Genomic DNA, 14,889 nt, shown 5'->3' with positions numbered 1-14,889 from the left:
CAGCGTTCCGTCAGCTAAGTGATTGACGCAGTGGGACTCTCTGCGCCCACAAGTCACCATCGCGTCACATCGGAGTGAGACGATCAAGCACTGTCAGATACATTACACACAGAAGGATGTCAGTTTTGAAACCTGTTGTTGGAACTCTGCTGGTAGGAAGCGTTTCTCTAGGGATGGTTGGATGTTCAGGAGGTGGGGGATCAGGCGGCTCTGAGCCTGTCAAAGTGTACCCTCCCGCCAATAATATCGCCGCAGTCTATTTTCGCGATCAGGATGGCGCAGTCGGCGCCATCGGAGGCGGCGTCGAGGTTCAATTACTTAAAGCGGCGGCGCAGGGAGAGCGTGTGCGTCTGTATTGGATGGACTCCACCCAGGGAGCCCGATTGGGCGGCTTGGTGGCGGAGTCGGATTCAGCCGCTCCCACCCATGTCACTTTACCTAATGGAAGTCAGCCGCCTCAGGAAGACGCCCAACTCTTCGCTTATACCGCTACGGCGGCGGGAGAATCTAAAGACGGCGCGCCCGTCAAATTTTTGGATTATCAGAGCAACGCCGAAGTCCAGGGACATGGCGGCTCAGCCTTGGCGAACTGGCGTTATGGCGTAGATCGACCCACGCTGAAAGTCACTAAGTCGGAGGACGGCCGCTGTACTTTCGATAATGGGCTGGTGCAAGTGATAGACATGGCGAATAGAGTGGACGCAGGGTATGCTGGCGATCATTCGAATACCGTCGATGAGCGAAACTTCCCTCCCTATGATTTCGATTGCAGCGCCTCAATGGAAAACAGCTTCCGCACCATATGGGTGGACGAGGCAGAAACTGAGGTCTGGACCTATTCCTCTCTGAATGACGCCCTGTTCTACGGAACGCTGACTCATGACATGTTCGCCAAATATCTGGGCGAGCCGCCTTTGGAAGACAAATTGCGCCTGCGCGTTCACTATGGCAGCTCGTGGCAAGCCAATGTCTATTGGGATGGCGCATACGCTAATTTCAGCGACGCCCTGGGAGCGGCCTACGGACTGGCGACCCTGGACATTGTCGCTCATGAAATTGGCCATGGCGTCCTGTCGCGCATCAGCCGTCTTAAGCTCGTTGCGGCGATGAGCAACGACGCCAGAACCGTGCATGAAGCATTCGGGGATATATCCGGCGTGATGGCGAAATACGAGCACACCGGCGAACTGAACTGGGAGCACTCTAAAGAGTCGAATTACGGGATGCGTCAGCTTGATCGTATCGTGACTGAAACCGGAGCGATCGCCAGCTATTTTGATTATGACGAGGCAGGTAATAACGTTTATCTGCGTATCGGCATGATGACTTACCCCTTCTATCAACTGGCGAACAAGTGGAGTCCTGAACGGGCGTATCAGCTTTATATCAAGGCCGCCAGAGATTGCTGGGACCCGCAAATGGACATGCGCGGCGCAGCGCAGTGCCTGCGCACGGCGGCGATCGCCATGGGCGAATCCGAACAGGATGTGGTGACGGCGTTCCGGGCGGTCAAGATAAAGTTGCTGGAGCAAGACACGCTGGCCCACTTTAAAGACGAGAACTATATGTTGCGAGTCGAGTTTGTGGACGACAGTCGTAGCGACAGCATCGTCGCTTCCTGGCGGTGGGAGTTTGGCGATGGCCTGGTGTCGACAGAGGCGTCGCCCCAGCATCTATACGACGAGAAAGGAACCTATGAAGTGTCTCTGCAGGTCACGGACGTTGACGGCCGCACTGACCGCTTCAGTAAATCCTTATCCGTGACGGATGAGTATTGCGCGTTTTATCAGGCGGAGAAGGCGACTCGCCGAATCGATCAAGTGACCGTCGCCGGAACTGTCATCGATACGCCAGATCTTTTGCGTACGGATTACACCGAGAACGCTATCCCCATCACTGATGCGAATGCGGTGACCATCACCGTTAAAGGCGATAAGTTAGCCGAGTCGCCGTCCAACACCTGGAAGATCTGGCTGGATGCGGATAATGACGGACGCTTTGAGAATAGTGCGAATGAGATGCTGCGCGAGGTGACGCAATCCGAGACGGACGCATATGAGCTGACGACTACGATTCAGTTGCCGGATAAGTTAAGCGGTGGGCCGCTGTATATGCGCATCGCCGGCGACTACGCCATCAACTCTTCCTGTACTCTGAAGAAAGGTTCTGGCGTGGATATCCGTATCGCGCCGTAATTGCAGATCGCGCTCTGACGCGGAGATAAAGTAGAGATAAACAAGCCCGCGGTGACAATGATCGCCGCGGGCTTTTTAGTGTCTGCAATGGCCAGGGATGCAATGGTACAGAGATGTACTGGTCTACAGCAGAGACTTGAGGATCATCATCACACCGACGCCCGCCATGATGACGGCGAAGCCCTGTTGCAGGTGCGGTCCTGCAAAGCGCGGCGCCAGACGGCGTCCGCCCAGCATGCCCGCCATAGCTCCCGCGACGAAGGGCAGGGCGATCAGCCAGGGAAGCGTTTTGCCGCTTAACATGAACAGACTGACGGTGCCCGCGCTGGTTAGGGCGACCGCCATCAGCGAGGTCGCCACAGCGGAATGAAAAGGTAGCGGCGACACCATGCGCAAAGCGGGAACAATTACGAATCCGCCACCCACCCCCAATAAGCCAGAAAGAAAGCCGGTGAGCGCGCCGCTGCTGACGATCGCCATGGAACAGGGGCGGGTCCAACGCAGACGACCGGTATCAGGGTTGAGCTGGCAGATGGGGCCTTTCAGTTCAGTTCCGTCACTTTGTACGGTCGCCCAGCCCATCTTGGCTTCTTCGGGAGCGCGGCGAGCTTGCCGCCACATACGCAGGGCCACGCCCAGCAACACCACGGCGAATACTAACGCCAGCAAATGCACGGGGGCGCGATGGGCGGCCCAAAGGCCGATCGGGGCCATCAGCATACCGGCCAGGGCCATTACCGTCGCAGCGCGATAGCGAACGGACCCTTGCGGCCAGGCGTTCACCACACCTAATGTGGCGGCGGCGCTGACCGCCAGCAACGCCACCGGCGCCGCCTGCGGCAGTGTCCAGCCGAGACTCCACATCAGCAGAGGGATGGCGATAATAGAGCCGCCGGCGCCGGTGAGTCCAAGCAGCACTCCCACGGCGATCCCGAGGAGCGCCGCTGTCAGCATGTTTGCGAAGCAGCGGCGGTCAGCAGGCGACGTACTTCAGGCTCCAGGCCTGTCAGACCGCCTGCGCAGCCGGCATCCAGCGCTTCTTCCACAGATGCGCCATCCACGAAGAAGGCTTTCAAGGCGAGTAGAGCGCCAACGCGATTGCTGCTCATGCAGTGGACCAGGACCGGGCAGTTTTCCGCTTCATTCAGTATGTCCGCCAGCGCCCGGGCGTTGGCTTCCGTCAAATCCTGCGGACCCGCTACCGGAATGTTAAACAACTGCAGTCCTTGATCGTCGACCGGAAACGCATTCAGCAGGGGCGTTTCGTGAGGCTGACATAGGCTGACGACTGTTTTTACCCCCGCCGCCCGGATGCGTGGGAAATCGTCCGGCGCCGGCAGGCCGCAAGTGAAAAGCTCCGGTTGCGGCCGACGCAGGTTGGGCAGCAGCAGAGAGACGTCATCTGTCATGGGGTTCTCCTTGAATAGTTGGGTTTGAGGCAGGATTGCTGCAATAGTGGCGGTGCAGGAGTTTGACGATGGCCATGGCCGGCCCCTCCGCCACGGAATAATAAACGGTTTGCGCCTGTTTGCGCGTATGCACAAGATGTTGATGGCGCAGCACCGCCAGATGTTGCGATAGCGCTGATTGCGACAGCTCCACGAATTCATTCAGTTCGCTGACCCGACGTTCGCCCTCGGACAGCGCACACAGAATCATCAACCGGTGCGGATTGGAGAGCGCCTGCATCAGCGCGGCCGCAGCTTCCGCATTCAAAGCGTTTCCCATCAAGTCCAAGGGAGCGGGGGAGGAAGAATGGGGAGCGGCGACTTTCTTTTTCATTTAGTTAAATCTAAATAAGTGTTTTCTAAATCAGTCTAAGCTAATATATTTAATCTATATCGATTGCGCAATGTCCAAGTGACTAAACTTTGCTGTCATGGACTTAATAGCTTAAGAGCTAAGGGGATGGAAATGAATTTAATCGTGCGGCCCTTTTTCGATCGTGCGACGTACACGCTCAGCTACGTGACGCATGGAGAAGGGGATAGCCGTTGCGCCATTATTGATCCGGTGCTGGATTATGACTCCGCCGCCGGGCGCGTCGGTACTGAGTCGGCGCAGGATATTGTCCGTTATGTGAAGGAAAGCGGGCTGGAAGTTGAGTGGATTCTGGAAACCCATGCCCATGCTGACCATCTGTCTGCGGCGCAATGGCTGAAGCGCGAGTTAGGCGGCAAAGTCGCCATTGGCGAGCATATCCGCGAGGTGCAGAGCGCGTTCGGGCGTATCTTCGATCTGGGGGCGGAATTTGCGGTGGATGGCTCGCAGTTTGATCACTTGTTTCAAGATGGCGAGACGTTTCACATCGGTGCGATGCCCGCCCAGGTAATGTATACGCCAGGGCATACGCCGGCCTGCGTCAGCTACGTGGTCGCTGATGCGGTGTTTATTGGCGATACGTTGTTTATGCCGGATTACGGCGCGGCGCGGGCGGACTTTCCGGGAGGCGACGCGACGGAGCTGTATCGATCCATTCGCCGCATCCTGTCATTGCCGCCGCAAACCCGCTTGTTTGTCTGCCATGATTATCTGCCTAATGGCCGCGAGTTGCGCTTTGAAAGCACAGTGGCCGAGCAGCGCAGAGAGAACGTGCTGTGCCATGAAGGCGTCTCTGAGGAGGGCTTCGTGCAACAGCGCAAAGCCAGAGACGCCAAGCTGGGGGCTCCCGCTCTCATGCTGCCGTCCCTGCAGGTCAACATCCGCGGCGGGCACTTGCCAGAGGCGGCGGATAATGGCGTTTGTTATCTGAAGATCCCGCTAAACCAGATCAGCTGAGCCATCCCGACGCGACGGGCGTCGCTATGTCCGCGACCCGGCGCTTAGAGCTTGCCGGCTTTGGCGGCTAATGACGTCTCCGTCGACACATTGCTGTAGCGTTTAACGTAATCGTTGGACATGGCCGTCGCCTGGGCGAGTTGTTTGCTGTTCATGATGCCTTTCAGGAACTGCTTCATTTCAGAGGCCCGTTGCGGGTCCCAGTCTGAGATGGTTTTGCCTTTCTTGTTGAGTTCGGCGGCGGTCAACCAGGCGTAGGCCTCCACATAGTCTTTGTTGACGCCCAGTTTTTTGTAGTAGCAAAAAGCGACGCTCAACTGCGAGACCGGATTACCCCGTTGGGCGGCCTTGAGAAAGTGTTCAAATCCCTTGCTTTCGTTTTTGGCGAGCCCCTGTCCCTGTATGTACATTACGCCCAGATTATGCAGAGCATTGGTGCTGCCGGCGGCGATGGCTTTCTCGAAATAGTTGGCGGCCTGCTCATAGGAGCGATAGACGATTTTCCCTTCCTTATAAATCAAACCCAGCGAGTTCAGCGCTTCCCTGCTGTTCTGGTTGGCGGCTTCCGTCAGCCACTTCAGCGCTGACGCACTGTTGGGGCTAATGCCCACGCCATATTGATACATTTGCCCCAGCAACATTTGCGCTTCCATGTTCCCGGCTTCCGCCGCCTTCTTCATGTAGTCCGCCGCCAGGTAATAGTCCTGCTGTCCCGCCAGCCCATCAAGCAGCATTTTACCCATGTAAAAATGCCCTTGTTGGTGCCCATGAGAGGAGGAGGTCTTACAGGAGGTCATGGCCGCCGCATACTTTGAATTGGCGTAATCCTGCTCACAGGCGTCGCTCAACTGGCTGATGTCCACGGCGACGGGTTGCGCATTGCGCAAGGCATTTTCGCGGTAACTGTCGTAGTCGAACTTGGCGCCGGCGGTCGTCGTCGCGGGTTGCGATGGCGCGCCGCTCGCCAATAACAGATTGCGACTGATCTGGTCTTTGACCGTAGCGATAGGAATCGCCATGCCGATGCCTTCCATGCCGCTCAGCCGTAAAGTATTCACGCCAATGACTTTGGCGTTGGCGTCCAGTAGCGGGCCGCCGCTGTTGCCTGGGTTGATGGCGGCGTCCGTTTGCAGCAGAGTGACGCCTTCAAAGTCCCTGATGCCGGAGAGAATGCCGGATGTGACGGTAAACTCCAGTCCAGCGGGCGAGCCGACGGTGTATGTGGGTTGCCCTACTGCCGGATCGGTTTTCACCGCCGCGTCGAAGTATCGGCACTCTTTGACGGCGCCCACCAGAAAGGCCAGGTCGGTGTCTTCGCTCTTAACGACGGTGTGCGCGGCGAAAGTGCGGCCATCCAGCGTTTTGACCTGGACGCTGGCGTTTCGCTGTTCGGAAGACAGCTTATCGTAAGCTTGCTGCAGCTCCTGGCGATACTTTTCCATGCTGCGCAGTCTGTCCTGATCCGTGCTTTGCTGGGCCGATCCTTTATATCTGGGATATTGCTTTTCCCAGGTTGCGATGCGTTCGCGGGCTTCCTGGGTTTTTCTATCCACTTTGTCGATGGCTGCGGAAACTTCCTGCAGCGCGGGGTTATCAAACTCCACCACATGCCGGTTGGTCACAATCAGACAGTCTTTATTGATAAAAAATCCCGAGCCTACGCTGGCCCCCACACTGATGGAGACCGCGGCTTCCCGCGCTTCCTGAATCGAGCGGATGATGTGCGTATCGACAGCTTGCTTGTCTTGACCTTTGGGCTCCACGATGACGATGTGCGTCCCTTTTTCGGGCTGCGCTGGCGCGTCTTCATTCGAACAGGCGGTGAGCAGCGCCGGTGCGATGAGGCTGGCTGCAAGCAAGCGGAACGTCGTGGCGAAGACTCGGGTATAGGACATGGATCACCTTATAGGGGGGATGATTATCGGCATGCGCCATTGCATGCGCCATTATAGGTCGCGCGGAGCAGTGTATTGGGTCGTGCGCACATGGATTTGACGTTGTTTTGCATCCGCAAAACTGAAGGTATCGGGATTTGGTAAGGCGTTTTGTATGCATGACGACGTCCATGTCTGGCAGACCCTGAATTATTGAAATTCCGTGGGGCTGGGAGCGAGCTCTTCCATGCCAAAGCGCTTTTTCAGTTCTTCATATGCTTTGTCCATGCGATATAAGCGATAGGCTTCGGCGAACTCTTCCGCCATACCGTCCGGCGCCTTGCGCGAGAACGCCGCGTACATGCGCTTGCCGGGAAATAAGGCTCCGTCCAAACGCTGCACTTGTTCATCCAGCCCGGCGATTTCCGCGCGGGCCCTTTCTATGGCGCTGGTGGCGCCGAAAATGGCGTCGAATCGGTTACTGATCAGCATGATGAAAAGCTGTGACTGATTAACGGTCGGCTGTTCTATAGGCGCTTTTCTGCGAATCAGATCTATCACCTGATCGCTCATGTAATAGCCGCTGGCCGCCGCCGTGCGCCAGCGCCAGACAAACTGCTCCAGCGGCGGGTCATAGCGAATCTCGTCACTGCGATCGCGTCTGATGTAAATGGTGGTGCGGGAGACATGCAGCAGGTTATCCGGCAAAAAGTCGGCGAACTTCTGTCTTTCCGGAGAAATGGCGACGAAGGTCACCGCATGCACGCCGCCTTCCTCCAGTTCTTTCATGGCCCTTTTCCACGGATGCCGGCGAAACTCGATATCCCAACCCAGTCGCGCCGCCACCGCACGCATGATCTCAACGTGAAAACCGGTAAGATGCGCCGTTTCGTCGATATACTCGAAGGGCGAATTATTGGCTTCCTCCATGCCCACCAACAGAGTCCTGGCCTGACACCATGGCGCAAGCCAGCAGCAAAAAGCGACCAGAAACCATTTCATATAGCCTACCTCGACCTGCGCGGTGATAGGTTGAAACCTTTACCGCAGTAGTTACTTGTGAGCCTATACAAGTATAGACGTTAGATTGGGCGTTATTTACTTCCAGGCAGCCATCAAGCCGAATTTATTTCGTCTATTTTCGCCCAACCAAATCTGTATGATGATTTGCTTGCGCTTTATTGCGCAGAACGCCAACCGCCAACCGAAAAGGACCTCAATATGCTTAAAGCTTCCTGCCATTGCGGCAATATCAATGTAGAAATGCCTCGGGCGCCAGAGGCGTTGGTGAGTTGTAATTGTTCGATTTGTCATCGCCTTGGGGCGTTGTGGGGACGTTTTGCTCCTGAAGAGGTGAATGTGGTGTGGACGGAGGAGGCGCCGAAACCCTATCGCTGGGGGGATGAGTATATCGACTTTCAGCATTGCCCGCGTTGCGGTTGCGTGACGCACCATACTTCCACGGAAAACTGGGAGGAAAAGCGGATAACGATAAATTGCCGTATGTTGGAGCCGAAATGGATTGCGAACACGCCAATCAAAAAGTTTGACGGCGCGGATACGTGGAAATTTATTGAGGAATGACAAATTTTTACTGACGTAGAGACCTGAATACCCCCGATTGTCTGGCAAATCCGGCGCCTTCAACCATAATTTGATTGAACGGACGCATAGATTTTCCGTTAATCAATTGAGGGTTTCTTCGATGAAGTTTAAATCCGCCATTTTGACCTTCCTTGCGTTATTCCTTGCGGTTTCCGTCCGAGCGGAAACCGTCACCGCCGCCGGCGACCCCTGGCCTCCTTTCATTGATCCTAACGATCCGGATGGCGGCGTCGCCGTGTCTCTGGCTCGAGAGGCTTTTTCCCGTTCCGGGTTCACTCTGGAAATGAATATCATGCCCTGGGCGCGAGCCATTGACGGCGTCAAAAACGCCAAATACGACGTGCTTATCGGCACCTGGTGGACGAAAGAGCGAACGGAGTTCCTTGCGTACAGCGAGCCTTATCTAACCAATGAGATTAAATTCATCAAGCGCAAGGGAGATCCATTTGAATACAACGGAATGGACAGCCTGACCGGCAAGTCCGTGGGGATTGTCAGAGGCTACGGATACGGAGATGAGTTCCTCAACGCCACTAATTTCAAGCGGCCGGAAACCGCGGACTTTTTACCAAACGTGAAGAAAGTGGTGTCTGGCAGGGTGGATCTTACCTTGGAAGATGAGCTGGTGGCGCGCTCGCAGATCGCCAAAGAAGAACCAGGGTTGATCGATCAAATTGAATTTACCCAGAATGCGTTGAACGCCAATACGTTGCACGTCACCTGCGGCCTCGCCAACGCCAAGCATGAAGAAATTATTAACGCCTTGAATAAGGGCATGGCGGCGATGAAGGCGGATGGGACTTTCGATCAGATTTTGAAGAAATATGGCATGAAGTAGCGATCGCGGACCCTGTCTAGTCCTGAAACAGGCGCCAACCTATTTCAGGACGGAGCGCCCTAAAGTAAAAAGCCGGACGTTTAACAGCGTCCGGCTTTTTCTTGGGGTCGTTCTAACGGCAGGTTAGAAGCTGACCATCATGCCTTGCGGCAGCCACTCGTTGAAGACAGCGGAGGCCAGCAGTTGCTTGGCTTGTTCGATGTCTGGGCCGAAGTAGCGGTCGTGATCGTAGAACGGCACCACCTGACGCACTGACTTGCGCGCTTTCTCCACCAATGCGGAGGACTTCAACGGGCTGCGGAAATCCATGCCCTGAGTGGCGGCCAGAATCTCGATGGCGAGAATGCCGCGGGTGTTGTCCGCCATGTCGGTCAGACGACGGCCGGCGTAAGTCGCCATGGACACGTGGTCTTCCTGGTTGGCGGATGTCGGCAGGCTGTCCACGCTGGAAGGGTGAGACAGACATTTGTTCTCGCTGGCCAGCGCGGCGCTGGTCACCTGGGCGATCATGAAACCAGAGTTCACGCCGCCGTTGTCCACCAGGAAAGGAGGCAGCTTGGACATGTTCGGATCGATCAACAGCGCCATGCGGCGTTCGGACAGAGAGCCGATTTCCGCCAGCGCCAGCGCCAGGTTGTCCGCCGCCATGGCGACCGGCTCCGCGTGGAAGTTGCCGCCGGACAGAATGTCGTCTTCGTCTGCGAATACCAGCGGGTTATCGGATACCGCATTGGCTTCCGCCTGCAGCACTTCCGCCGCGTTGCGGATCTGGGTCAAACAGGCGCCCATGACCTGAGGCTGACAGCGCAGAGAGTAGGGGTCCTGCACCTTGCCGCAGTTGCTGTGGCTCTGCGCGATCTCACTGGTGTCCGCCAGCAGGTGGCGATACATGACAGCCGCGTCGATCTGGCCTTTCTGGCCGCGTGCGTCATGAATACGAGGGTCGAAAGGCGTGCGGCTGCCCAGGGCGGCCTCTACGCTCATGGCGCCGGTCACAGTGGCCGCCGCGAACAGATCTTCAGCGAAGAACAAGCCTTCCAGGGTGAACGCCGTGGAGGCTTGCGTGCCGTTGAGCAGCGCAAGGCCTTCTTTCGGCGCCAGAGTGACAGGCTGCAGGCCGGCGATGTCGAGAGCGGTCATGGCGTCGACGATTTTGCCGTCGTGTCTGGCCTGACCTTCACCCAGCAGGACGCAGCTCATATGCGCCAGAGGAGCCAGGTCGCCGGAAGCGCCTACGGAGCCTTTCTTGGGCACGATCGGGTAAACTTCAGCGTTAACCAGCTTGATCAGCGCGTCCACCACCAGACTGCGAATGCCGGAGTAGCCCCGCGCCAGCGCATTGATTTTCAGCGTCATCATCAGACGCACGGTGGCGTCGTCCATGAAGTCGCCGGTGCCTGCTGCGTGAGACAGCACGATGGAGCGCTGCAGCACTTCCAGTTGATCTTCGGCGATACGGGTGTTGGCCAGCAGGCCAAACCCGGTGTTGACGCCATAGACCACGCGACCTTCGCGCATGACGCGGGCGACGGCTTCGTGGGATTTATCCATGACGCGGTAGGCGTCTTCGCTCAGTGACAGTTTCACCGGGCCGCGGCTGACTTTGCGCAGATCCGCCAGGGTAAGTTGACCGGGATTAATTAACAGCTCGTTCACGTTATGTACTCCGCTACGCATTAGTCTTTCAACATCGGCAAGTCGAGGCCGTTCTCTTTGGCGCAATTACGAGCGATGTCGTAACCTGCGTCGGCATGGCGCATTACGCCGGTGCCGGGGTCGTTGCGCAGCACGCGGGCGATACGCTGATCCGCCGCTTCGGTGCCGTCACAGACGATCACCACGCCGGAATGCTGGCTGAAGCCCATTCCTACGCCGCCGCCGTGGTGCAGGGACACCCAGGTGGCGCCGCCGGCGACATTCAGCATGGCGTTCAGCAACGGCCAGTCGGAAACCGCGTCGGAACCGTCCATCATGCTTTCAGTCTCCCGGTTGGGGCTGGCGACGGAGCCAGAATCCAGGTGGTCGCGGCCGATAACCACAGGGGCTTTCAGTTCGCCGTTACGCACCATTTCATTGAAGGCCAGACCCAGACGGGCGCGGTCTTTCAGTCCCACCCAGCAGATACGCGCCGGCAGCCCCTGGAAGCTGATGCGTTCACGCGCCATATCCAGCCAGTTGTGCAGGTGCGGGTTGTCGGGAATCAGTTCTTTGACCTTGGCGTCCGTTTTGTAAATGTCCTCTGGGTCGCCGGACAGCGCCGCCCAGCGGAAGGGGCCTACGCCTTCGCAGAACAGGGGACGAATGTAGGCGGGCACGAAACCGGGGAAGTCGAATGCGTTCTTCACGCCTTCTTCCAGCGCCATCTGACGGATGTTGTTGCCGTAGTCCAGGGTCGCTGCGCCAGCTTCCTGTAACGCCAGCATGGCTTGCACCTGCACCGCCATGGATTGCTTGGCCGCTTTGACCACGGCAGCGGGGTCTTTCAGACGCATTTCCGCTGCGTGCTCCATGCTCCAGCCTTGCGGCAGGTAGCCGTTCAGCGGGTCGTGAGCGGAAGTCTGGTCGGTGACCACGTCAGGAGTAACGCCGCGCTTGACCAGCTCCGCGTATACGTCCGCTGCGTTGCCCAATAGACCGATAGAGATGGCTTCGCCGGTCTTCTTGGCGTCTTCGATCATCGCCAGAGCGTCGTCCAGGTCTTTCGCCTGCTTATCCAGGTAGCGCGTGCGCAGACGGAACTCGATGCGGCTGGGATCGCAATCCACCGCCAGCATGCAGAAGCCGGCCATCGTCGCCGCCAGGGGCTGAGCGCCGCCCATGCCGCCCAGACCGCCGGTCAGAATCCATCTGCCGTGGGCTTCACCGTTGAAATGTTGCTTGGCGACGGAAACGAAAGTCTCGTAAGTGCCCTGCACAATGCCCTGAGAACCGATGTAGATCCAGGAGCCGGCGGTCATCTGGCCGTACATCATCAGGCCTTTCTTATCCAGCTCGTTGAAGTGTTCCCAGTTGGCCCAGTGGGGCACCAGGTTGGAGTTGGCGATCAGAACGCGGGGCGCGTCGGCGTGAGTCTTGAATACGCCTACCGGTTTGCCGGATTGCACCAACAGCGTCTCGTCATCTTCCAGGCGCTTCAGCACTTCCACGATTTTGTCGAAGCATTCCCAATCGCGTGCGGCGCGGCCGATGCCGCCATACACCACCAGGGATTTAGGGTGCTCGGCGACTTCCGGGTCCAGATTGTTCATCAGCATGCGCAGCGGCGCTTCGGTCAACCAGGACTTGGCGTTCAGCTCAGAGCCGCGTGGCGCGCGGATCTCTCTCTGGTCGTCATGGCGAGGATCTTTCATCGGTTTCTCCTGTGAGTTACTTCTACGCTTTTGTTGTTGGTTTTCCCAGCAGCCCGGCCAGGCGCGCGGCGAGTCGTGCGGCGACGCGGGCGGTTCTGCTGTCGATATCGTAAGTGGGGTTATATTCGGCGATGTCCGCCATCAGCACTGGCAGGCCTTTACGCTGAATAGCGTCCAGCATGGCTTCGACGATTTCCAATGGAACGCCGCAAGCCGCCGGGGCGCTGACGCCGGGAGCGGTGGCCGCCGGCAGCACATCCAGGTCGATAGTGAGATAGAGACAATCAATTTTGCTCATGAAGGCGTCCAGCGCGCGCAACATGGGGCCCAATTGGGTAAAGCCGCAATGGGTGTCTTTCAGATAAGTGACGCCAAGTTTGTCGGCGCGATCGAATAAGGCCTGGGTATTGGCGTATTCACTGATGCCGAATACAGCATAGTGAAAAGGCTTGCCGGTGTTCTTGCAGTATTTGGCGATCTGCTGGAAAGGGGTGCCGGAGCTGGCCCCTTCGCTGTCGCTGCGCAGATCAAAGTGAGCGTCCAGATTAAGGATGCCGAGCACTTTGTCCGGCGCCGCCTGATCCAGGTGTCGGCGCAGGCCCTGAAAGCTGCCCCAGGCGACGTCATGGCCGCCGCCCAATACGATGGGGTTGTGTCCTGCCTGCAGCTGTTTGAATACCTTGTTGGCCAGCGCTGCCTGGGCGTCTTCCAGTTCGCCTTCCCATTGAATGTTGCCGCAGTCATAAACCGGGCGGGAAAGGCGCCAGGGCAGGTTCGCCAGAGCCTTGATGATTTCGTCAGGGCCGTTCGCCGCGCCCACGCGACCTTTGTTGATATAGACGCCGAGATCGCAGGGATAGCCGATCAACGACACGCCCGCAGGACTGTCCTCCTGCGGCGCGCGAACTTGCTGGTGCCAGCGTACAGCGGTGGGGCCGTCGGCGCTGTCGATGCGACCTGACCAGACTTTTGCCTCAGACATTGTGAATTTCTCCATGAAAAACGCGTTGATGCGGACCGGTGACGCCGAATTCGTAGCTCAACTGGGCGGGGTGCTGGCAATCCCAGACAATGAAATCCGCCGCCATGCCCGGCGCCAAATGGCCGATGCGGTCCTGCATGCCTAGGGCCTTAGCGCCGTGGCGGGTGACGCCGGCGAGGGTTTCTTCCGGGGTCATGCCAAAGAAGGTGCAACCCATGTTCATCATCAGACGCATTGACGCCAGAGGGCAGGAACCGGGATTAAGGTCTGTGGCCAGAGCCATGGCGACCTTGTGCTTGCGCAACAGATCCATGGGGGGGCGCTGGGTTTCCCTCAGGAAATAGAAGGCGCCGGGCAGCAGCGTCGCCACCGTGCCGGAAGCCGCGATAGCCTGCACGCCCGCTTCGTCAAGATATTCCACATGGTCGACGGACAGTGCGTTGAATTCCGCGGCGAGCTGGCTGCCGCCGCTCAGAGTCAGTTGCTCCATATGGCCTTTTACCGGCAGGCCCAGTTTTTGCGCGGCTTCGAATACCCGGCGGCATTGCTCCGGGGTGAACGCGATGGATTCGCAGAACACGTCCACGGCGTCAGCGAGCTTTTGCTCATGAGCCATGGGCAGGGCTTCTTCGCAGATCCAGGATATATAGTCGTCGGAGCGACCGGCGTATTCGGGAGGCAAGGCATGAGCCGCCAGCAAGGTGGTGCGGATGTTGACCGGATAGCGTTGCCCCAGACGTCGCGCCACGTGCAACATCTTCAGCTCCGATTCCAGATCCAGACCATAGCCGGATTTGATCTCCACTGTGGTCACGCCTTCCCGCAGCAGGGCCAGCAAGCGCTTCTCAGATTGCTGCAACAGCTCTTTCTCGGTGGCGGCGCGGGTGGCGCGCACGGTAGAGATAATGCCGCCGCCCTGTTTGGCGATGTCTGCGTAGGAAACACCTTGCAAGCGCATTTCGAATTCAGCGGCGCGGTCGCCGCCGTAAACCAGATGGGTATGACAATCCACCAGGCCGGGGGTGATCAGGCGACCATTGGCGTCAGTGATGTTATCGGACGCGCCGCCATCCCATTCAGACATGGGGACGATGGCTTCTATATTGCCGTGCGCCACGCCGAGTGCATGGTTTTCCAGCAGTCCGTAAGCGTGTTGGGCGTCAGGATCAAGGGTGGCGATCCTGGCGTTGATCCACCAATCCATAAAATCTCGCTCTCCGCAGTGTTTTTATAAATGTATATACATTTAAAGACAAAAAATGCGTTT

General features: G+C 57.7%; 13 protein-coding genes. 4 read left to right on the top strand and 9 right to left on the bottom strand.

What is annotated here, in order from left to right; genetic code table 11:
- Window positions 1-125 precede the first annotated feature (125 nt).
- Window positions 126-2,195 carry a PKD domain-containing protein gene (locus tag ACQYWX_RS19315; RefSeq protein ID WP_216739445.1) on the top strand — a complete coding sequence of 690 codons (2,070 nt, stop codon included), beginning with the start codon at window positions 126-128 and terminating at the stop codon, window positions 2,193-2,195.
- A 123-nt stretch (window positions 2,196-2,318) separates the two neighbouring features.
- Here ACQYWX_RS19315 and ACQYWX_RS19310 read toward each other — a convergent pair whose 3' ends face one another.
- The 3 genes from ACQYWX_RS19310 to ACQYWX_RS19300 are packed head-to-tail and all read right to left on the bottom strand — an operon-like array spanning window position 2,319 to window position 3,977.
- Window positions 2,319-3,149, bottom strand: a complete 831-nt coding sequence (locus ACQYWX_RS19310; RefSeq protein ID WP_279507491.1) for a sulfite exporter TauE/SafE family protein — start codon at window positions 3,147-3,149, stop codon at window positions 2,319-2,321.
- Window positions 3,143-3,604: a hypothetical protein gene (locus ACQYWX_RS19305; RefSeq protein ID WP_216739447.1), complete on the bottom strand. Its 462-nt coding sequence runs from the start codon at window positions 3,602-3,604 to the stop codon at window positions 3,143-3,145. Before ACQYWX_RS19305 ends, ACQYWX_RS19310 begins: the two co-directional genes overlap by 7 nt.
- A complete protein-coding gene (locus ACQYWX_RS19300; protein WP_431686001.1) occupies window positions 3,594-3,977 on the bottom strand; it encodes an ArsR/SmtB family transcription factor in 384 nt (127 codons plus the stop codon). Before ACQYWX_RS19300 ends, ACQYWX_RS19305 begins: the two co-directional genes overlap by 11 nt.
- A 132-nt stretch (window positions 3,978-4,109) precedes the next feature.
- On the opposite strand from ACQYWX_RS19300, the gene ACQYWX_RS19295 reads away from it, so the two are divergent.
- Window positions 4,110-4,973, top strand: coding sequence for an MBL fold metallo-hydrolase (locus tag ACQYWX_RS19295; RefSeq protein WP_431686000.1), 864 nt, complete (start codon window positions 4,110-4,112; stop codon window positions 4,971-4,973).
- Window positions 4,974-5,017: 44 nt separating this feature from the next.
- Here the strand turns inward: ACQYWX_RS19295 and ACQYWX_RS19290 are convergent, their stop codons facing one another.
- Together ACQYWX_RS19290 and ACQYWX_RS19285 are read right to left on the bottom strand one after the other, a co-directional pair.
- Window positions 5,018-6,868 carry a trypsin-like peptidase domain-containing protein gene (locus tag ACQYWX_RS19290; protein WP_431685999.1) on the bottom strand — a complete coding sequence of 617 codons (1,851 nt, stop codon included), beginning with the start codon at window positions 6,866-6,868 and terminating at the stop codon, window positions 5,018-5,020.
- Window positions 6,869-7,057: 189 nt separating this feature from the next.
- The gene (locus tag ACQYWX_RS19285) at window positions 7,058-7,849 is read right to left on the bottom strand and encodes a substrate-binding periplasmic protein (protein WP_431685998.1); all 792 of its coding nucleotides are present in this window, start codon (window positions 7,847-7,849) and stop codon (window positions 7,058-7,060) included.
- Window positions 7,850-8,068: 219 nt separating this feature from the next.
- Here ACQYWX_RS19285 and ACQYWX_RS19280 point away from each other — a divergent pair, with 219 nt between their 5' ends.
- Both ACQYWX_RS19280 and ACQYWX_RS19275 read left to right on the top strand, forming a co-directional pair.
- Complete coding sequence (locus ACQYWX_RS19280) at window positions 8,069-8,431, top strand: GFA family protein (RefSeq protein WP_431685997.1); 363 nt, start codon at window positions 8,069-8,071, stop codon at window positions 8,429-8,431.
- A gap of 121 nt (window positions 8,432-8,552) precedes the next feature.
- Window positions 8,553-9,290, top strand: a complete 738-nt coding sequence (locus ACQYWX_RS19275) for a transporter substrate-binding domain-containing protein (RefSeq protein WP_216739453.1) — start codon at window positions 8,553-8,555, stop codon at window positions 9,288-9,290.
- 123 nt (window positions 9,291-9,413) lie between these two features.
- Here ACQYWX_RS19275 and hutH read toward each other — a convergent pair whose 3' ends face one another.
- Genes hutH through hutI form a run of 4 tightly spaced genes read right to left on the bottom strand, consistent with a single transcriptional unit; the run spans window position 9,414 to window position 14,826 of the window.
- Complete coding sequence (gene hutH, locus ACQYWX_RS19270) at window positions 9,414-10,967, bottom strand: histidine ammonia-lyase (RefSeq protein ID WP_253938636.1); 1,554 nt, start codon at window positions 10,965-10,967, stop codon at window positions 9,414-9,416.
- On the bottom strand, window positions 10,967-12,640 hold the full coding sequence (gene hutU, locus ACQYWX_RS19265; protein ID WP_216739455.1) for a urocanate hydratase: 1,674 nt from the start codon (window positions 12,638-12,640) through the stop codon (window positions 10,967-10,969). The genes hutH and hutU overlap by 1 nt, the downstream gene beginning before the upstream one ends.
- A 22-nt stretch (window positions 12,641-12,662) precedes the next feature.
- Window positions 12,663-13,622 carry a formimidoylglutamase gene (gene hutG / locus ACQYWX_RS19260; RefSeq protein ID WP_431685996.1) on the bottom strand — a complete coding sequence of 320 codons (960 nt, stop codon included), beginning with the start codon at window positions 13,620-13,622 and terminating at the stop codon, window positions 12,663-12,665.
- On the bottom strand, window positions 13,615-14,826 hold the full coding sequence (gene hutI, locus ACQYWX_RS19255; RefSeq protein WP_431685995.1) for an imidazolonepropionase: 1,212 nt from the start codon (window positions 14,824-14,826) through the stop codon (window positions 13,615-13,617). Before hutI ends, hutG begins: the two co-directional genes overlap by 8 nt.
- Between the last annotated feature and the right edge of the window lie 63 nt (window positions 14,827-14,889).

Origin of the sequence: Hahella sp. NBU794, assembly GCF_050749805.1 — a bacterium.
GTDB lineage: Bacteria > Pseudomonadota > Gammaproteobacteria > Pseudomonadales > Oleiphilaceae > Hahella.
This window is presented reverse-complemented; position numbering and strand designations above follow the sequence as displayed.